The organism is Pseudomonas sp. Irchel s3a10, assembly GCF_900187525.1.
Taxonomy (GTDB): domain Bacteria; phylum Pseudomonadota; class Gammaproteobacteria; order Pseudomonadales; family Pseudomonadaceae; genus Aquipseudomonas; species Aquipseudomonas koreensis_G.
Genome location: NZ_FYDR01000003.1, coordinates 51,069 through 69,896 on the forward strand (window position 1 = coordinate 51,069; position 18,828 = coordinate 69,896).

General features: G+C 60.7%; 15 protein-coding genes. 10 read left to right on the forward strand and 5 right to left on the reverse strand.

Annotated features, from left to right (window positions below):
- Window positions 1–58: 58 nt before the first annotated feature.
- The 9 genes from CKW11_RS10215 to CKW11_RS10255 all read left to right on the forward strand — a co-directional run bounded on the left by CKW11_RS10215 (window position 59) and on the right by CKW11_RS10255 (window position 10,317).
- Entirely contained in the window at window positions 59–1,741 is a 1,683-nt protein-coding gene (locus tag CKW11_RS10215; protein WP_095137427.1) for an NAD(P)/FAD-dependent oxidoreductase, read from the forward strand.
- 12 nt (window positions 1,742–1,753) lie between these two features.
- The gene (locus CKW11_RS10220) at window positions 1,754–2,548 is read left to right on the forward strand and encodes a carbon-nitrogen hydrolase family protein (RefSeq protein ID WP_095137428.1); all 795 of its coding nucleotides are present in this window, start codon (window positions 1,754–1,756) and stop codon (window positions 2,546–2,548) included.
- A gap of 48 nt (window positions 2,549–2,596) precedes the next feature.
- Window positions 2,597–5,011 (forward strand): pyrroloquinoline quinone biosynthesis protein PqqF, encoded by a 2,415-nt coding sequence (gene pqqF, locus CKW11_RS10225; RefSeq protein WP_095137429.1) that lies wholly within the window; start codon window positions 2,597–2,599, stop codon window positions 5,009–5,011.
- Between the two features lie 156 nt (window positions 5,012–5,167).
- Window positions 5,168–5,242, forward strand: a complete 75-nt coding sequence (pqqA, locus tag CKW11_RS10230; protein WP_003422658.1) for a pyrroloquinoline quinone precursor peptide PqqA — start codon at window positions 5,168–5,170, stop codon at window positions 5,240–5,242.
- A gap of 81 nt (window positions 5,243–5,323) precedes the next feature.
- The gene (gene pqqB / locus CKW11_RS10235) at window positions 5,324–6,235 is read left to right on the forward strand and encodes a pyrroloquinoline quinone biosynthesis protein PqqB (RefSeq protein ID WP_041070011.1); all 912 of its coding nucleotides are present in this window, start codon (window positions 5,324–5,326) and stop codon (window positions 6,233–6,235) included.
- A 136-nt stretch (window positions 6,236–6,371) separates the two neighbouring features.
- Window positions 6,372–7,124, forward strand: a complete 753-nt coding sequence (gene pqqC, locus CKW11_RS10240) for a pyrroloquinoline-quinone synthase PqqC (protein ID WP_042606685.1) — start codon at window positions 6,372–6,374, stop codon at window positions 7,122–7,124.
- Entirely contained in the window at window positions 7,121–7,396 is a 276-nt protein-coding gene (pqqD, locus tag CKW11_RS10245; RefSeq protein WP_095137430.1) for a pyrroloquinoline quinone biosynthesis peptide chaperone PqqD, read from the forward strand. Before pqqC ends, pqqD begins: the two co-directional genes overlap by 4 nt.
- Entirely contained in the window at window positions 7,368–8,540 is a 1,173-nt protein-coding gene (pqqE, locus tag CKW11_RS10250; RefSeq protein ID WP_095137431.1) for a pyrroloquinoline quinone biosynthesis protein PqqE, read from the forward strand. Before pqqD ends, pqqE begins: the two co-directional genes overlap by 29 nt.
- Complete coding sequence (locus CKW11_RS10255) at window positions 8,506–10,317, forward strand: S9 family peptidase (RefSeq protein ID WP_095137432.1); 1,812 nt, start codon at window positions 8,506–8,508, stop codon at window positions 10,315–10,317. The genes pqqE and CKW11_RS10255 overlap by 35 nt, the downstream gene beginning before the upstream one ends.
- Before the next feature lie 136 nt (window positions 10,318–10,453).
- On the opposite strand, the gene CKW11_RS10260 is transcribed toward CKW11_RS10255, so the two are convergent.
- Window positions 10,454–10,612, reverse strand: coding sequence for a YqaE/Pmp3 family membrane protein (locus tag CKW11_RS10260; RefSeq protein ID WP_003228885.1), 159 nt, complete (start codon window positions 10,610–10,612; stop codon window positions 10,454–10,456).
- 196 nt (window positions 10,613–10,808) lie between these two features.
- Complete coding sequence (locus tag CKW11_RS10265; protein WP_095137433.1) at window positions 10,809–12,092, reverse strand: aspartate aminotransferase family protein; 1,284 nt, start codon at window positions 12,090–12,092, stop codon at window positions 10,809–10,811.
- Window positions 12,093–12,261: 169 nt separating this feature from the next.
- On the opposite strand from CKW11_RS10265, the gene CKW11_RS10270 reads away from it, so the two are divergent.
- Window positions 12,262–13,191: a LysR family transcriptional regulator gene (locus tag CKW11_RS10270; RefSeq protein WP_095137434.1), complete on the forward strand. Its 930-nt coding sequence runs from the start codon at window positions 12,262–12,264 to the stop codon at window positions 13,189–13,191.
- 227 nt (window positions 13,192–13,418) lie between these two features.
- On the opposite strand, the gene CKW11_RS10275 is transcribed toward CKW11_RS10270, so the two are convergent.
- The 3 genes from CKW11_RS10275 to CKW11_RS10285 all read right to left on the reverse strand — a co-directional run bounded on the left by CKW11_RS10275 (window position 13,419) and on the right by CKW11_RS10285 (window position 18,674).
- Window positions 13,419–15,197 (reverse strand): acyl-CoA dehydrogenase C-terminal domain-containing protein, encoded by a 1,779-nt coding sequence (locus CKW11_RS10275; protein WP_095137435.1) that lies wholly within the window; start codon window positions 15,195–15,197, stop codon window positions 13,419–13,421.
- Between the two features lie 189 nt (window positions 15,198–15,386).
- A complete protein-coding gene (locus CKW11_RS10280) occupies window positions 15,387–16,676 on the reverse strand; it encodes a GGDEF domain-containing protein (protein ID WP_095137436.1) in 1,290 nt (429 codons plus the stop codon).
- A 192-nt stretch (window positions 16,677–16,868) separates the two neighbouring features.
- Entirely contained in the window at window positions 16,869–18,674 is a 1,806-nt protein-coding gene (locus CKW11_RS10285; RefSeq protein ID WP_095137437.1) for a phenylacyl-CoA dehydrogenase, read from the reverse strand.
- Window positions 18,675–18,828: the final 154 nt, after the last annotated feature.

The window sequence follows — 18,828 nt, forward strand, 5'->3', positions numbered from 1 at the left end:
GGCATCTTTTCCTATACTCAGACGCGCATCCTGCGTCGGGTCGCCAGCAAGGTCAGCCATGAACAAGAACAATCGCCATCCTGCAGACGGTAAGAAACCCGTCACCATTTTCGGCCCTGACTTCCCGTTTGCCTTCGACGACTGGATCGAACACCCGGCCGGTCTCGGCAGCATTCCTGAACATAACCATGGCACTGAGGTGGCGATTGTCGGCGCCGGTATCGCAGGTCTGGTGGCCGCCTACGAACTGATGAAGCTCGGCTTGAAACCAGTGGTGTACGAGGCCTCGAAACTGGGTGGCCGCCTGCGCTCGCAAGCGTTCAACGGCACCGATGGCATCGTCGCGGAACTGGGCGGCATGCGCTTCCCGGTGTCCTCCACCGCGTTCTATCACTACGTCGACAAGCTCGGTCTCGAGACCAAACCTTTCCCGAACCCGCTGACGCCGGCCTCCGGCAGCACCGTGATCGACCTCGAAGGCAAAACCCATTACGCACAAAGCCTGAAGGATCTTCCTGCACTGTTCCAGGAAGTGGCTGACGCCTGGGCGGATGCGCTGGAGGCTGGCTCGCAGTTCGCCGATATCCAGCAAGCGATCCGCGACCGCGATGTGCCACGCCTCAAAGAGCTGTGGAACAAACTCGTACCGCTGTGGGACGACCGCACGTTCTACGACTTCGTGGCCACTTCCAAAGCCTTCGCCAAACTCTCGTTCCATCACCGCGAAGTATTCGGTCAGGTCGGTTTCGGTACCGGTGGCTGGGACTCGGACTTTCCCAACTCGATGCTGGAAATCTTCCGTGTAGTCATGACCAACTGCGACGATCATCAGCACCTGGTGGTTGGCGGTGTGGAGCAAGTGCCGCAAGGCATCTGGCGCCATGTGCCGGAGCGCTGCGTGCACTGGCCAGAAGGCACTAGCCTGAAATCCCTGCACCGTGGCGCGCCGCGTTCCGGTGTAAAGAAAATCGCTCACGCCCCGGATGGCCGCTTTGCCGTCACCGACAACAACGGCGACACCCGCGAGTACGCCGCCGTGCTGACCACCTGCCAGAGCTGGCTGCTGACCACCCAGATCGAATGCGACGAAACCCTGTTCTCGCAGAAGATGTGGATGGCGCTGGACCGCACGCGCTACATGCAATCGTCGAAGACCTTCGTGATGGTCGACCGGCCGTTCTGGAAGGACAAGGATCCGGAAACCGGCCGCGACCTGATGAGCATGACCCTCACCGACCGCCTGACTCGTGGCACCTATCTGTTCGACAACGGCGACGACAAGCCGGGCGTGATCTGCCTGTCGTACTCGTGGATGAGCGACGCGCTGAAGATGTTGCCGCACCCGGTGGAAAAACGCGTAGAGCTGGCGTTGAACGCGCTGAAGAAAATCTACCCGAAAGTCGACATCGCCGCGCGGATCATCGGTGATCCGATCACGGTTTCGTGGGAAGCCGACCCGTACTTCCTCGGTGCGTTCAAAGGCGCCCTGCCCGGCCACTATCGCTACAACCAGCGCATGTACGCGCACTTCATGCAGGACGACATGCCAGCCGAGCAACGCGGGATTTTCATCGCCGGTGACGACGTGTCGTGGACCCCGGCGTGGGTCGAAGGCGCGGTGCAGACTTCGCTCAACGCAGTGTGGGGCATCATGAAGCATTTCGGCGGGTCGACACATAAAGAGAACCCGGGCCCGGGTGATGTGTTCAAAGACATCGGCCCTATCGCCCTGCCCGAGTAAGAGGAATCCCCGATGCGTGTAGCCCTTTACCAATGTCCACCGCTGCCCCTGGAACCCGCCGCCAACCTGCATCGCTTGCAGCAACTGGCGATGGAAGCCAAGGGTGCCGACCTGCTGGTGCTGCCGGAAATGTTCCTGACCGGCTACAACATCGGCAAGGAAGCGGTCAGCACCTTGGCCGAGGTCTACAACGGTGAATGGGCGCAGCAAATCGGTCGAATCGCCAAAGCCGCCGGGCTGGCGATTGCTTACGGTTACCCAGAGCGCACGGCCGACGGGCAGATTTACAACGCCGTGCAGTTGATCGACGCGCACGGCGAGCGCCTGTGCAACTACCGCAAGACCCATCTGTTCGGCGACCTGGATCGGTCAATGTTCAGCCCTGGCGAAGATGATTTTCCGGTTGTTGAACTCAACGGCTGGAAGCTCGGTTTCCTGATCTGCTACGACCTGGAGTTTCCCGAGAACACGCGGCGTCTGGCGCTGGCCGGTGCCGAGCTGATTCTGGTGCCGACGGCAAACATGATTCCGTTCGATTTCGTCGCTGACGTCACCGTGCGTTCCCGCGCCTTCGAAAACCAGTGTTACGTGGCTTACGCCAACTATTGCGGGCATGAAGGCGAGATCCACTATTGCGGGCAAAGCAGCATCGCCGCACCGGACGGCAGCCGCATCGCCCAGGCTGGCCTTGATGAAGCATTGATCGTCGGGGAACTGGATCGCCAGTTGATGGCCGACTCGCGCGCTGCCAATCGCTACCTCAACGACCGTCGCCCCGAGCTTTACCACGCGTTGAACAAGCGCTGACCCCACGCAATCCGCTAGCATTGGCACTTCACTGTTCTGGAAGTGCCCATGCCCGCGCCGACTCGCCCCCGCCCCCACACTGAAACCCTGACAAACGGCTTGCGCGTGACCCTGCGTCAGGTGCCCGGCCTGAAGCGCAGTGCCGCTGCGTTGCGGGTGGCTGCCGGTAGCCATGACGTGCCACTCGAGTGGCCGGGGCTGGCGCATTTTCTTGAGCATCTGCTGTTTCTCGGCACTGAGCGTTTTCCTGCGAGTCAGGCGCTGATGGCCTACGTGCAAAGTCACGGTGGGCAAGTAAACGCCAGCACTCGTGAACGCACCACAGACTTCTTCTTCGAATTGCCAACCTCGGCCTTCAGCGCCGGGCTTGAGCGTCTGTCAGACATGCTCGCGCACCCGCGTATGAATCCGCACGATCAGTTGCGCGAACGGGAAGTGCTGGACGCGGAATTCGTCGCGTGGTCGCAAGATCCGACGGCTCAGCAGGAACTGGCGCTGTACGAGGGATTGCCGGCCACACATCCGCTGCGCGGGTTTCATGCGGGAAATCGCGACAGCCTGAAAGTTGAGTTACCAGCGTTTCAACAGGCGCTGAAGGATTTCCATCAGCAGTTTTATCGCACCGGGCAAATGACGCTAAGCCTGGTCGGGCCGCAGAGCATTGAGGAATTGCGCGTACTGGCGCAGCAGTTCGCCGCCGTGCTGCCGGCTGGGGATAAGGTCGAGCAAGCAGCGCCGCTGCCATTGGCGGTAAAAAGTTATCAACAGGTCGGCGAGCGAAGCAGTCATCTGTTGTTCGCTTTCGAAGCGCTGCCCGACTCGTCCGCCGAAGCGCTGGCGTTTCTCTGCCATTGGCTGAACAGTGCCAAGCCCGGCAGTTTGCTCGCCCATCTGCAGCAACAACGTCTCGCGGACAGTTTGAAAGCCGTGCCGCTGTATCAGTTCGCCGGGCAAGCGCTGCTGCATCTGCAATTAACCGCCTCCGTCGAATCCCTCAGCGCCATCCGTGAACAGCTGCTGGACTGGTTGAGCTTCTTTGCCGCGCAACAGGACTGGGCCGCGTTGCGCGGGGAGTACACCAGGCTGCTTGAGCGTCAGCAGCAAATCAGCGGCGCCCTGCAGCTGGCGCGGCTCGACAGTGAACAACGCGAAAACGGTCTGTCGGAAAACGGCGTCGTTGCGCTCAAACAGATCCTGCACGACATCGGTGTTGTGGATAACTTCAGCGACCATTGGCACCTGCCTGCCGCCAACCCTTTCCTGCGCTCCAGCGAACCGCTGGCCAACGCCGGTCTGATTCGCGGCCAGACCAGCGCCCATCGTGGATTGCGGACTTTCGCTCAGGATCGCTCGCGCGGGCGGCGTGAGCGCTCTCCGATGCAATTCAGCCAGGCATTGCCCGATCATAGCGATCACGGCGCGATTTACCTGCGGTGGCAAACGGAGGCGGCCGCTGGCACCGATTTGCAAGGCAAACTGCAGCGCAGTCTGCGGGAAACGCAGGCAGAGGCGCGGCAGGCCGGCGTCGAGTTGGCGTTCAGCGCCACCGGCACACAGTGGCTGCTGAAACTGACGGGCTTGCAAGAGCCGATGCCCAATGTCCTGGAACACGCGCTGAAATGTCTGACGCAAATCGACGCCGATTCAGCGAGCGCAGAGCCGGAAGCGCCGCTGATACCGATCCGCCAGTTGCTCAAGGCATTGCCTGAACATTGCCTGCCATCGACCGTCGAGTCGAACGACGCCAGACAGCTGTGGACAACTTCGCGCTGGGACGGACTGGCCCTTGGCCTTAACGCACAGACGCAATCGGCCATGGGCCTGGCCCTGAGCCGCATCCCCGGCACACCGGACAATCAATTGCCGGCAGCGTCGACGCTCAATACGCAACATCTGTGGAGCCACATCGATACCGCGTCCAGCGAACACGCTTTGCTGCTGTTCTGCCCGAGCGCCAGTCGCGAGATCGCCGACGAAGCCGCCTGGCGCTTGCTCGCGCAGCTGTGCCAGACACCTTTCTATCAGCGCCTGCGGGTCGAATTGCAATTGGGCTACGCGGTGTTCAGCGCCTTGCGGCAGGTGCACGGCCAGACCGGATTGCTGTTTGGCGTGCAATCGCCCAGCGCCACACCAGCGGTGCTGCTTGGTCATATTCAACAGTTTCTCGCCGGCATTCCCGGGCTGATCGAACGTCTGGATGACGACAGCTTCAACCAGTTGCGCCAGTCACTTGCGGAGCAATTCGACGAGAGCAATCTGGCCCCCAAAGACGCCGCCGAACTACTGTGGCATTCCAGGCTCGCCGGCCACTCGTCGGATTATCTGACGCAATTGATCACGGCCATCGCGCAACTGCAGCGTCCGGCGATGCTGGCGGCCGCGCAACGCTTGATCAGCGAAGCAGGCTGGCACTGTCTCGCGAGCAGCGGGGCACCCGGCGCCCCGTGGCAAGGGAAAAAATGATCATTACTCAGGCTGCAAGGAGCTTTCTCAAAGATTCACGGGCAATACCGTTGAAATTTTGAGTAACATAGCAGCCTAACTATTTGGAACATCCCTGCGCTGCCGTGGACTATAACTATGGACAGCGCTATCCCACCCACCCTGAAGGAGACACCCATGTCCTGGACAAAACCGGCTTACACCGACCTGCGTATCGGCTTCGAAGTCACCATGTACTTCGCCAGCCGCTGAGTTCTGCCTACGCAGACTTGCAGTGCAACGCCTCGGCTCGCCGGGGCGTTTTATTTTCAGCGTTGAAAGATGGGAGCGTTCATGTTCGTCCAGATTCTGGGTTCGGCCGCCGGTGGCGGATTTCCGCAGTGGAACTGCAACTGCGTCAATTGCGCAGGCTTTCGCGACGGCAGCCTGAATGCCAAGGCCCGCACCCAATCGTCCATCGCAATTTCCGATGATGGCGTGAACTGGGTGCTGTGCAATGCTTCGCCGGACATCCGCGCGCAACTGCAGAGTTTCGCCCCGATGCAACCGGGCCGCGCCCTGCGCGACACCGGCATCAGCGCGATCATCCTGATGGACAGCCAGATCGACCACACCACCGGCCTGCTCAGCCTGCGCGAAGGCTGCCCGCATCAGGTCTGGTGCACAGACATGGTTCACGAAGATTTGAGCACCGGTTTCCCGCTGTTCAAGATGCTGACCCACTGGAACGGCGGACTGAACTGGAACCGCATCGAGCTCGACCAGAGCTTCACCGTTGCGGCCTGCCCGAACCTGCGCTTCACCCCGCTGCCGTTGCGCAGCGCGGCGCCGCCGTACTCGCCGCACCGTTTCGACCCGCACCCGGGCGACAACATCGGCCTGATCGTCGAAGACCTCAACACGGGCGGCAAACTGTTTTACGCCCCGGGCCTGGGCAAGGTCGACGCACCGCTGCTGGAGATCATGGCCGGCAGTGATTGCCTGCTGGTGGACGGCACGCTGTGGGATGACGATGAAATGCAGCGCCGTGGCGTCGGCACCCGCACCGGTCGCGAGATGGGCCACTTGGCACAGAACGGCCCCGGCGGCATGCTCGAAGTGCTGGAACAGCTTCCCGAGCAACGCAAGGTGCTTATCCACATCAACAACACCAACCCGATTCTCGATGAAGATTCGCCGGAGCGCGCGGAGCTGGCGCGGCGTAATGTTGAAGTGGCGTTTGATGGCATGAGTATTGTGCTGTAGCAACCGGCCTCTTCGCGAGCAAGCTCGCTCCCACATTGGATCTGTGGCGTTCACAAACCCTGTGGGAGCGAGCTTGCTCGCGAAGGCGTCCGAATAGACACCCAGGATTCCAACGGTTGTTCCCCGGAGAACCGCAATGACCGACACCCCGCTGTCCCCCGCCGAATTCGAAGCGGCCCTGCGCGCCAAAGGCGCCTACTACCACATCTACCACCCGTATCACGTGGCGATGTACGAAGGCCGTGCCACCCGCGAGCAGATTCAGGGCTGGGTCGCCAACCGCTTCTATTATCAGGTGAACATCCCCCTGAAAGACGCAGCGATCCTTGCCAATTGCCCGGATCGCGAGATCCGTCGCGAGTGGATTCAACGCCTGCTCGACCACGACGGCGCCCCCGGTGAAGACGGCGGGATCGAAGCCTGGCTGCGCCTCGGTCAGGCCGTCGGTCTCGACCCGGATCAATTGCGCTCCCAGGAGCTGGTATTGCCCGGCGTGCGTTTCGCCGTCGACGCCTACGTCAACTTCGCCCGCCGCGCCAGTTGGCAGGAAGCCGCCAGCAGCTCGCTGACCGAACTGTTCGCGCCGCAGATCCACCAATCGCGTCTCGACAGCTGGCCGCAGCATTACCCGTGGATCGACCCGGCCGGTTACGAATATTTCCGCACCCGCCTCGGTCAGGCGCGGCGCGATGTCGAGCACGGTCTGGCGATCACGCTTGAGCACTACAAGACCCGCGAAGGCCAGGAGCGCATGCTGGAAATTCTCCAGTTCAAACTGGACATTCTTTGGAGCATGCTCGATGCCATGAGCATGGCTTACGAACTGAACCGCCCGCCGTATCACAGCGTCACCGAGCAGCGGGTCTGGCACAAAGGAATCACCCTATGAGTTTTGATCGCAGCAAGATCCCGACCTGGCGTCCCGGCTACCGTTTCCAGTACGAGCCGGCGCAAAAAGGCCACGTGCTGCTCTACCCCGAGGGCATGATCAAACTCAACGAGAGCGCCGCACTGATCGGTGGTTTGATCGACGGTGAACGTGATGTCGCGGCGATCATCGCCAAACTCGACGAGCAGTTCCCCGGCGTGCCCGAGCTCGGTGACGACATCGAGCAATTCATGGAGGTTGCCCGTGCGCAGCACTGGATCGAACTTGCCTGAGGCATCGGTGCAAGTACCGCCAAAACCTGAAGTCGGCCTGCCGCTGTGGCTGCTCGCCGAGCTGACCTACCGCTGCCCGCTGCAATGCCCGTACTGTTCCAATCCGCTGGATTTCGCCGAGCAGGGCAAAGAGCTGAGCACCGAGCAGTGGATCAAGGTATTTCGCGAGGCGCGGGAGATGGGTGCGGCGCAACTGGGCTTTTCCGGTGGCGAACCGCTGGTGCGTCAGGACCTCGCCGAACTGATTCGTGAAGCGCGGCAGCTGGGGTTCTACACCAACCTGATCACTTCCGGCATCGGTCTGACCGAGCAGAAGATCAGCGACTTCAAGAAGGCCGGCCTCGATCACATCCAGATCAGTTTCCAGGCCAGTGACGAGCAAGTGAACAACCTGCTCGCCGGCTCGAAAAAAGCCTTCGCGCAGAAACTGGAAATGGCTCGCGCGGTGAAGGCCCACGGCTATCCGATGGTGCTGAACTTCGTCACCCATCGGCACAACATCGACAAGATCGACCGTATCATCGAGCTGTGCATCGCGCTCGAAGCGGACTTCGTCGAGCTCGCCACCTGCCAGTTCTACGGTTGGGCACAGCTCAATCGTGTCGGCCTGTTACCGACCAAGGAACAACTGGTGCGTGCCGAACGCATCACCAACGAATACCGCGCCAAACTGGAAGCCGAAGGGCATCCGTGCAAGTTGATTTTCGTCACTCCGGACTACTATGAAGAACGCCCGAAAGCCTGCATGAACGGCTGGGGCAGCATCTTTCTGACCGTTACTCCGGACGGCACTGCCCTGCCCTGTCATGGTGCCCGACAGCTGCCGGTACAATTTCCCAACGTGCGCGACCACAGCATGCAGCACATCTGGTACGACTCGTTCGGCTTCAATCGCTTTCGCGGTTACGACTGGATGCCCGAGCCGTGCCGCTCCTGCGACGAAAAGGAACAGGACTTCGGCGGCTGCCGCTGTCAGGCGTTCATGCTTACGGGTGACGCGAGCAATGCCGATCCGGTGTGCAGCAAGTCCGAACATCACGGCGTGATTCTCAAGGCCCGCGAAGAAGCCGAGCACGCCACCCAGACCATCGAACAACTGGCCTTCCGTAATGAACGAAACTCACGCCTCATCGCCAAGGGCTGAGCCTTTCAGCGCCGCCCAGGCCGTCGCCGCCGGCATGGACTTCGCCGAACTGCAATTCGGTGCCCAGGGTTTGTTCTGGAATGAATATCGCCCCGAAGATGCCGCGTGCCGGATTTGGCACTGGCGCGACGGCGTAGCGAAATGTCTGACGCCGGATGGCTTCAGCGTGCGTAGCCGGGTGTACGAATATGGCGGTGGTGCGTTTTGTCTGACGCCAAATGGAGTGGTTTTCGTCAATGAGGCGGATCAGCAGTTGTATCGGCAGACGCTGGACGGTGCGCCTGAGGCGCTGACGTCTGGCGAGTGTCGTTATGGCGATCTGCACTTTGCCGGCGACCAGGTGCTGGCGGTTGAGGAACTGCGCGATCAGCATCGGCTGGTAGCGATTGATCTAACCGATGGCACCCGGTATTTGCTGACTGAAGGTGCGGATTTCTATGCGGCACCGATTATCAGCCCGGACGGTTTGCGATTGGCGTGGATCGAGTGGAGTCGGCCGCATCAGCCGTGGACGTCTACGCGATTGATGGTCGCCGAGCGTCTGGCTGAGGGTGGCTTTGGCGCAGCGCATTGCGTGGCGGGGGCTGACCTTGAAGAGTCGATCCAGCAACCGCGATTTGACGCGAAAGGACGCCTGTTGTGCCTGACTGATCGCGGCGGTTTCTGGCAGCCGTGGGGCGAAACGTCCGACGGTTTGCAGCGACTGCCCTGTGCCGAGGCCGATCATGCGCCCGCTCCGTGGCAAATGGGTGGCTGCACCTGGATGCCGGTGGGCGATTCGTTTCTGGCGAGTTGGAGCGAAGGTGGTTTTGGTCGCCTGGCGCTCAACGGTGAAGACTTCACTGGCAATTACAGCCGCTTCCGGCATCTGGCGCTGGATCGGCAATTCATCTACTGCATCGCCGCCTCGCCGATCAGCCCCTCGGCTGTCATCGCCATTGATCGCTCGACCCGCTCGGTGCAAGTGCTGGCCGGTGGTGTTGCACCTCTGCCGGCGGAGCGCATCAGCCGTCCGCAGACCTTGCGCTACCCGAGCGGCAGCGGTGAGGCTCACGGGTTCTTTTATCCGGCGATGAACGACGATGCGCAACCACCGCTGGTGGTGTTCATCCACGGCGGCCCGACCTCGGCCTGTTATCCGATGCTTGACCCGCGTATTCAATACTGGACACAACGCGGCTTCGCCGTCGCCGATCTCAACTATCGCGGCAGCAGCGGTTATGGCCGCGAATACCGTCAGGCGCTACATCTGAGTTGGGGCGAGGTGGATGTTGAAGACGCCTGCGCAGTGGTGACGTATCTGGCCGAGCAGGGCCTGATCGACGGCGAGCGCGCCTTCATCCGTGGCGGCAGCGCCGGGGGTTACACCACGTTGTGCGCGTTGGCGTTTCAGCAGGTGTTCCGCGCGGGCGCCAGCCTCTATGGCGTCAGCGACCCGGTGGCACTGGCCCGGGCGACCCACAAGTTTGAAGGTGATTATCTGGACTGGCTGATCGGCGATCCCGAACAGGACACCGAACGCTACGCTGCGCGCACACCATTGCTGCACGCGAGCAACATCCGGGTGCCGGTGATTTTCTTTCAGGGTGAGCTGGATGCCGTCGTCGTCCCGCAACAGACCCGCGACATGGTCGCGGCGCTGGAGCAAAACGGCATTCCGGTCGAGGCGCATTACTACGCCGAGGAACGCCATGGCTTTCGCCGGGCGGTGAATCAGGCGCATGCGCTGGAGCAGGAATGGAAGTTTTATCGGCGGGTGATGGGGTTGGTGGACTGAGCATCGCATCTACATTTCAAAATAGCGGTGCCCCTATCGCGAGCAGGCTCACTCCTACAGTTGACCGTATTCACAACACGCATCCCCTGTAGGAGTGAGCCTGCTCGCGATAGCTGTTTATCTGCCTCAGCAATACTCAGCGCTTGGCGATGATGTACACCGCATGCACGATCCCCGGGATATAGCCGCACAGGGTCAGCAGAATATTCAGCCAGAACGCGCCGCCGAACCCGACCTGCAGAAACACGCCCAGTGGCGGCAACAGAATGGCGATGATGATACGAATGAAATCCATGGGTCAGCTCCTGAATGGGGGTTGGCTCACATGAGCCATACAAGCTAATCGACCTGCGCCGTTCGTCAGGGTTCAGTGCAAACGCCATTTGATCGCCACCATCGGGCACAAAAAAACGCCCCACGCCAAAAGAATCAGGCGTGAGGCGTGCGTTATACCGCGAGACGGTTCTTCAAATCGGGCAGGAAACTTCAGCTCAGACGGCAATCCCTTTGCGGCATTGCAGTTGCGCGGTACGCACTCGCGAGAAGGCGCGGGCCAGGCGCAGGAGCATTTCGTCGATGTTGGCCTTGCTGACGGTGAGTGCCGGGGTGAAACGCAGGCAGTTGGCTTGCGGCGCGTTGAGCAGCAAGCCCTCATGCAAGGCGGCTTTGACTACAGCATCGGCGCAATCCTCTGACAGGCTCAGTCCCCAGAACAGACCTTGCCCACGCAGCTCACCGTGAGCGTAACGGTGCGCCAGTCGCGCAAGGCCCTCGCGCAAGTGCTGGCCGTGGTCGTTGACCTGCTGCAGAAACGCCCGGTCCTGCACGCTGTCGAGGACCACCAGACCGGCCGCTGTCATCAGCGCGTTGCCGTGATGAGTGCCGCCCAGCTCACCGGCGTCAAAACAGCAGGCCTTGCCTCGGGCCAATAACGCCGCCAGCGGAACGCCGCCACCCAGGCCCTTGCCGAGCACGACGATATCGGCGCGCACGCCGTAGGACTGTTCGGCGAGCAAAGTGCCGCAGCGGCCGATGCCGGTCTGAACCTCGTCAAGGATCAGCAAAATGCCCAGCTCGCGGCACAGGCGCTCGACGCCCTTGAGGTAATGCTCGGTGGCCGGAATCACCCCGGCATCGCTCTGGATCGGTTCGAGCATGATTGCCACGGTTTGCGCGTCGACAGCTGCGTGCAGCGCCGGCAAATCGTTGAACGGCACCAGATCGAAACCAGGCAGCGACGGGGCGAAGCGGTTGTGCAGGTTGCAACTGTCCGACGCGGAAATCGTCGCCAGACTACGTCCGTGACAGCCTTGCTTGGCCACGATGATCCGCGAGGCGCCGCCACGATGCAGTTGACCCCATTTGCGCGCCAGTTTGATCGCCGCTTCACAGGCCTCGCTGCCGCTGTTGAGCAGGTAAGCCTGATCGCTGCAAGTGCTGGCACACAACCGCTCGGCAAGGCTGAGCATGCCGCGATTATGCACATTGAAACCGGGATTGATCAGCGCCTGAGCCTGACTGGCGATGGCTTTGACCAGTGCCGAAGGGCTGTGGCCGAGGCTGTTGGCGCCGCCGGCCTGAGAGAAGTCGAGATAAGCGCGGTCGTTGCTGTCCCACAGCCATGAGCCCTGACCGCGAACGAATACCTGCTGCGGGCGTTCGACGCTGGGCATCAGCCGCTCGGCATTCAGGCTTTCGCCCGCATCAGCCGGATTGGCCTCGAATGCGAGGTCATCAAGACTCGGCGCCTGGCGCCGCAAACTGAACAGATTCATTGCAAGAAACCTTGTTTGAGGTTTTTTGAACTGCCTATGCAAACACTGTTGAAGCAAACGCTATTCATCGCGCTCTCTGGCCCTGCAAGCCTTGTGATTGCGGTTAGACTAGGCTCACTGACGGCTTCGGGCCATTTCGATTTACCAGCATTTTCGATAAGCATTACTTATGGATTTCAAACAACTGCGTTATTTCGTCGCGGTCTACGAAGAAGGCCATGTCGGCCGTGCGGCCGAACGCCTGTCGATCTCGCAACCGGCGCTGTCGCAACAGATTCGCCAGCTCGAACAGAACCTCGACGTCACGCTGTTCGAGCGCAGCAGCAAACGCCTGCTGCCGACCCTCGCCGCGCACACGCTGTACAACCACGCCCTGCCACTGCTCGACGGTTTGCAGCGGGCACGGGAAGCGCTGGGCAACTTCAAGGGGCAGGCCTTGCGCACGCTGGCGATCGGCGTACTGCAAACCGTACACACCAGCCTCGTGCCGCAAATGCTCGAACGGGTGCGCAAGGCGCAGCCGCATCTTGTGGTGCAGATTTATGAGCTGACGGGGCTGGAGATCGAGCGCCGTTTGCTCAACGGCTCGCTGGACATCGGCATCAGCTACCTGCCGCCGCGCCAACCGGGGCTGCATGGCGTGATGCTGTATGAAGATGAGCTGACGCTGGTCATCCCGGCGGATCACCCCCTGCGCGAATTCAAGAAGGTCTCGATGCGGCAGGCAGCGGAATTGCCAATGTTGCTGCTGGGCGAAGAGTTTCAGATCCGGCAGATCTGGCAGGCGCAACTGACCAGCCTGGGTCGGCGCCCGCAAGTGCAGGCCGAGCTGAACAATATGCTGGGGATTCTCGACAGTTTGCCGCACACCAGACTGGCGACGGTGCTGCCCGGGCGCTCACAGCGGGAATACGACGAGCAGGATCTGCTGTGGAAGCCGTTGAGCGAACCACGGGTGCCGCTGAAGGTTGGGCTGGTGTGCCGCGACGTGCAGCGTCAGCAGGCGTCTTTGGCGTTGCTGCGCACGTTGCTGGAAGAAGTGATTCAGCGCGAGGACAAACCGCTGAAAGCCGCGCCGTCACTGGATCCGCTGGCCTGAAAACTTTTCTGCAGACAAAAGAAAACCCCGCCGAAGCGGGGCTTTGCAGACTGTTTCCCTGACATCCATTTCACTCCGCCACCCTGGCAGAATCCTACGTGTCCGTGTTGTTGCTTTGCGCTTCCTGCGCGACGTCCATGAGTTGTAGATTAGCTGTGGATCCAATCTACGCCTATGGGAGAACAGCAGCACGTCATGTAAGAGAATGCTTACATGACATTACATCATCAGAACTGCTCAGCATTCAGCAGGAACAGCGACTCACTACCGGCCTTTACCGATGCGCTCAGCGAGTGGATACGCGGCAGCAGACGGGCGAAATAGAACCGTGCGGTGCCCAGCTTGCTGGCGTAGAAATCGTCCTGCGCTTCTTTGCCCTGCGCGGCCTTCGCCATCAGTGCCCACATGTAGGCATAAGCGGTGTAGCCGAACGCTTGCAGATATTCGACCGAGGCCGCGCCGATTTCGTTCGGATTGGTTTTCGCCCGATCCAGCAGCCACGCCGTCAGCTCGTCGAGCGTGCTGACGGCATCGTTCAGCGGCTTGGTGAATTCGCCGAGGTCAGCGCTGGCGGTTGCGGTGAAGTGGCGGATCTCGTCAGCGAACAGCTTGTAGAACGCGCCACCGCTGCCGACGATCTTGCGCCCGACCAGGTCCAGCGCCTGAATGCCGTTGGTGCCTTCGTAGATCTGGGTGATGCGCACGTCACGCACCAGTTGCTCCTGACCCCACTCGCGAATGTAGCCGTGGCCGCCGAAAATCTGCTGGCCGTGGACGGTGGTTTCCAGACCCAGGTCGGTGAGGAATGCCTTGGCCACCGGGGTCAGCAGCGCGACCAGATCTTCTGCGCGTTTGCGGGTGGTGGCGTCTTCGCTGAACTTGGCGGTGTCGAGTTGCATCGCCACGTAAGTGGAGAAGGCGCGACCGCCCTCGTTCGAGGCTTTCATGGTCAGCAGCATGCGACGCACGTCCGGGTGAACGATGATCGGGTCGGCAACCTTGTCCTTGTTTTGCGCGCCGGTCGGCGAACGGCTCTGCAGACGATCGCGCGCATATTCGACGGCGTTTTGGTAGGAACGCTCGCCGCTGGCCAGGCCTTGAATGCCGACGCCCAGACGCTCGTAGTTCATCATGGTGAACATCGCCGCCAGGCCCTTGTTCGGCTCGCCGACCAGATAACCCACGGCTTCGTCGAAGTTCATCACGCAGGTCGCGGATGCCTGGATGCCCATCTTGTGTTCGATCGAGCCGCAGTTGGCCGGGTTGCGCGCGCCCAGGCTGCCATCGGCATTGACCATGAACTTCGGCACCAGGAACAGCGAAATGCCTTTCGGGCCAGCTGGTGCGTCCGGCAGTTTCGCCAGCACCAGGTGGATGATGTTCTCGGTCAGATCGTGCTCACCGCCGGTGATGAAGATCTTGGTGCCGCTGACCTTGTAGGAACCGTCAGCCTGCGGTTCGGCTTTGGTGCGGATGATGCCGAGGTCGGTGCCGGCGTGCGGCTCGGTCAGGCACATCGAACCGGCCCAGATGCCGGCGTACATGTTCGGCAAGTACGCGGCTTTCAGCTCTTCGCTGGCGTGGGCGTTGATCGACAGACAGGCGCCGGCGGTCAGCATCGGATACAGACCGAACGACAGGCTGGCAGAGTTGACCATTTCTTCGACTTGAGCCGAAACAGCCTTGGGCATGCCCATGCCGCCGTAGGCCGGATCGCCGCCGACACCGACCCAACCGCCTTCAGCGTAAGTCTGATAGGCCTGTGGGAAACCGGCCGGGGTGCTGACGGCACCGTCCTTCCAGTGGCAGCCTTCTTCGTCGGCAGCACGGCTCAGTGGCGCGATGCTTTTGCTGGTGACCTTGCCGGCTTCTTCGAGAATGGCTTCTACGGTTTCTGCATCGACAGTCTCGGCCAAGGCCGGCAGTTCGGCCCAGAGTTTGGCGACTTCGAATACTTCATTGAGGACGAAGCGCATATCGCGCAGCGGCGCTTTGTAGTCAGCCATGGCAAACCTCGCAAGATCTAAACAGGTGATTCGTGGAAGAGTGTTTTCGTTGAGGCCGAGTGTACCTCAACAACTTTTGCGACACATAGGGTCAACCGGTGACTGATTTGTTAATTTTGGTCACTGACGTTCAGAGATAAAACAAAGCCCGCAATCAGCGGGCTTTTGAGTGATGACGTGTGGCTTGAGTCAGCTAGCGGCGCTGTCCATGCGCACCGCGCCGCGACGATTCTGTCCGAACGCCATGACGCAGTTACGCCCGGCGCCCTTGGCGCTGTACAACGCCTGGTCGGCAGACTTGAGGACTTCTTCCGGGGTGCGCTGTTCGACGCGTTCGGCGACACCGATACTGACCGTCACCGAGACACTGGAAGCACCGCTGCCGCTACGACGCTGGCGACCTTGCTGGTCGTCCTGCGGACGGCTCTCCTGGTTGCGCAACTGGATGTTGTAGGAGGCAATCGACTCGCGAATGACTTCCAGGTGCGGCATGCACTCCTCGAGGGTTTTGCCCGCAAACACCAAGGCGAATTCCTCACCACCATAGCGATACGCCCTACCGCCACCGCTGATTTTCGACAGCTTGCTGGCGACCAGCCGCAGTACTTGGTCACCGACGTCATGACCGTGTGTGTCGTTGAATTTCTTGAAGTGATCGACGTCGCTCATCGCCAGCACATAATTGCGGCCCAGGCGCTGCATCCGTTCATTGAGCGCACGACGCCCCGGCAGACCGGTGAGTTCATCGCGGAAGGCCATTTGATAGGCTTCATGCGCCACGGCGGCGGCAATCATCAACATCACCTGACTGCACATGATGTTCAGGGTGAACGGCAGGATGAAGGTTTTCGGCAGCATCCAGAACACCCCGAGCAGGCCGACCAGTTGCGCGGCATGCAACGGACGCGGGTTGCGCCAGTATTGCCAGGCCAACAGCAGGAACGCCGAGAGGAACACCGGATAGGAGAGCTGGATCAGACTCATCCACGCCCCGTGCAGAGCCGGCCAGCGAATTTCCGAAAGCCACATCAGCAGCGCCTGGGGATAACTTTGTTCCAGACCCAGAGCGACGCTGCCAAAGGCCAGCAACACGGCGAACCGCGCGACCATGTCCTGGAACAGATGGGTACGTTCCTGCCACGCGGCGAACAGCCCGAACAGCAACGGCAGCAGCAGACAGACCAGGTGGAACACCACCGCAGCGTCCTCGCGCACTTTGCCATTGTCGCGGTAATAGTCGGTCTGGGTGTCGAGCAGAAAGTAGGCGATGTACACCGTGAGCATCAGAAACAACTCGCGTTGACGTCGGTAAACCGCACAGTAAGCACCGCCCAACAGCAGCACCAGGGTTGGCAGCACGTTGAACAGCGAAGTGAAGAAAACGCTGAGGTCTTTGACGTACGCAGCCGCCAACCCCGCAAACAACAACAGCAGTGAAGGTAGGAAATGACTGAAACGTACAGCGGAAGAACGCGGCAAGGGTAAAGCTCCGACCCGTCATATCAAAGAGATGGCATTGTGCCTGCAATGTGGCCAGTTAAGCACACACAATGTGATCCAGATCACATGCAGTCTCTGTAACGGCAGAAAACCCGGGTTGCTGAGCGATTCAGAAACAAAAAAACCGCTGCCCCCGAAGGAGCAGCGGTTTTCGTCAGACCGCGTTGAGGCTTAGTAGCCCAGTGCGAAGTCTTCTTCTTTCATGTCCATCAGGTTGTTGGCGCCCGACAGCATGGTGGCCACGTGGGTACGGGTACGTGGCAGGATGCGCTGGAAGTAGAAGCGCGCGGTTTGCAGCTTGGCGGTGTAGAACGCGGCGTCGCCGGTGCCTTCTGCCAGTTTCTCGGCGGCCAGACGTGCCATGTCGGCCCAGAAGTAGGCCAGGCAGGCGTAACCGGAGTACATCAGGTAATCCACCGAGGCCGCGCCGACCTCTTCGCGATCTTTCATGGCGGCCATACCGACCTTCATGGTCAGCTCGCCCCATTCCTTGTTCAGCGCAGCCAGCGGTGCAACGAATTCTTTGACGGCTTCGTTGCCTTCGTTGTTCTGGCAGAACTTGTGGACGATCTTGGTGAAGCCTTTCAGAGCCTCGCCTTGGGTCATCAGCACTTTACGGCCCAGCAGGTCGAGTGCCTGGATGCCGGTGGTGCCTTCGTACAGCATCGAAATGCGGCTGTCGCGAACGTTCTGCTCCATGCCCCACTCGGCGATGAAGCCGTGGCCACCGTAGATCTGCACGCCGTGGTTGGCGGCTTCGAAACCGACTTCGGTCATGAACGCTTTGGCGATTGGCGTCATGAACGCCAGCAGTGCGTCGGCCTTCTTCTTCTCTTCTTCGTCGACGCCGTATTTGACGATGTCGACCTGTTTGGCGGTGAAGTACACCATCGCACGGTTGCCTTCGGCGAATGCCTTCATGGTCAACAGCATGCGGCGTACGTCAGGGTGCACGATGATCGGGTCAGCGGCCTTGTCCGGCGCTTTCGGGCCAGTCAGGGAGCGCATTTGCAGACGATCGCGAGCGTATTTCAGGCCACCCTGGAAGCCGATTTCGGCGTGGGCCAGACCTTGCAGCGCGGTACCCAGACGTGCGGTGTTCATGAAGGTGAACATGCAGTTCAGGCCTTTGTTCGCCGGGCCGATCAGGAAACCGGTGGCGCCGTCGAAGTTCATCACGCAAGTGGCGTTGCCGTGGATGCCCATCTTGTGTTCCAGCGAACCGCAGCTCACGGCGTTGCGCGCACCGATAGTGCCATCGGCGTTCGGCAGGAACTTGGGAACGATGAACAGGGAAATGCCTTTGGTGCCAGCCGGAGCATCCGGCAGACGGGCCAATACGATGTGGACGATGTTGTCGGCCATGTCGTGTTCACCGGCCGAGATGAAGATCTTGGTGCCGGAAACTTTGTAAGAACCATCAGCCTGAGGCTCGGCCTTGGTGCGCAGCATGCCCAGGTCGGTGCCGCAGTGCGGTTCGGTCAGGCACATGGTGCCGGTCCATTCGCCGGATACCAGTTTGGTCAGATAGGCTTCTTGCTGCTCAGGGGTGCCGTGCTCGGAGATGGTGTTCATCGCGCCGTGCGACAGGCCTGGGTACATGCCCCACGACCAGTTGGCTTCACCGACCATTTCGCTCACAGCCAGACCCAGCGACTCCGGCAGGCCTTGACCGCCGTGCTCGACGTCGTGCGCCAGGCTTGGCCAGCCGCCTTCGACGAATTGCTTGTAGGCTTCTTTGAAGCCTGTCGGGGTTTTCACACCGGACTCGCTCCAGGTGCAGCCTTCGAGGTCGCCCACGCGGTTCAGCGGTGCCAATACCTGCTCACAAAACTTGGCGCCTTCTTCGAGAATGGCGTCAACCATGTCCGGCGTTGCTTCGGAGCAAGCTGGAAGGCTCTGATAGTGCGCTTCGTAGCCGAGCAGTTCGTCACGAACGAAGCGAATATCACGCAAGGGGGCCTTGTAGTCAGGCATAGCGATAAACCTCTGCTGATGTAACCGGGAATGAACGACCGTGTTGATTTGTTGTGACGGTCAAACAGTTGTTTGAAACATACGTTTACGCCGAAATCTTGTCAAGCGTCGATCTTTTGCCGTTCGTCATGACTTTTTTTCAAACGCCGGACGC

Bases quoted from the DNA above. Each gene is read 5' to 3' on its own strand.
- CKW11_RS10215 (WP_095137427.1), top strand. From the start codon at position 59: ATGAACAAGAACAATCGCCATCCTGCAGACGGTAAGAAACCCGTCACC.
- CKW11_RS10220 (WP_095137428.1), top strand. From the start codon at position 1,754: ATGCGTGTAGCCCTTTACCAATGTCCACCGCTGCCCCTGGAACCCGCC.
- pqqF (WP_095137429.1), top strand. From the start codon at position 2,597: ATGCCCGCGCCGACTCGCCCCCGCCCCCACACTGAAACCCTGACAAAC.
- pqqB (WP_041070011.1), top strand. From the start codon at position 5,324: ATGTTCGTCCAGATTCTGGGTTCGGCCGCCGGTGGCGGATTTCCGCAG.
- pqqC (WP_042606685.1), top strand. From the start codon at position 6,372: ATGACCGACACCCCGCTGTCCCCCGCCGAATTCGAAGCGGCCCTGCGC.
- pqqD (WP_095137430.1), top strand. From the start codon at position 7,121: ATGAGTTTTGATCGCAGCAAGATCCCGACCTGGCGTCCCGGCTACCGT.
- CKW11_RS10255 (WP_095137432.1), top strand. From the start codon at position 8,506: ATGAACGAAACTCACGCCTCATCGCCAAGGGCTGAGCCTTTCAGCGCC.
- CKW11_RS10260 (WP_003228885.1), bottom strand. From the start codon at position 10,612: ATGGATTTCATTCGTATCATCATCGCCATTCTGTTGCCGCCACTGGGC.
- CKW11_RS10265 (WP_095137433.1), bottom strand. From the start codon at position 12,092: ATGAATCTGTTCAGTTTGCGGCGCCAGGCGCCGAGTCTTGATGACCTC.
- CKW11_RS10270 (WP_095137434.1), top strand. From the start codon at position 12,262: ATGGATTTCAAACAACTGCGTTATTTCGTCGCGGTCTACGAAGAAGGC.
- CKW11_RS10275 (WP_095137435.1), bottom strand. From the start codon at position 15,197: ATGGCTGACTACAAAGCGCCGCTGCGCGATATGCGCTTCGTCCTCAAT.
- CKW11_RS10285 (WP_095137437.1), bottom strand. From the start codon at position 18,674: ATGCCTGACTACAAGGCCCCCTTGCGTGATATTCGCTTCGTTCGTGAC.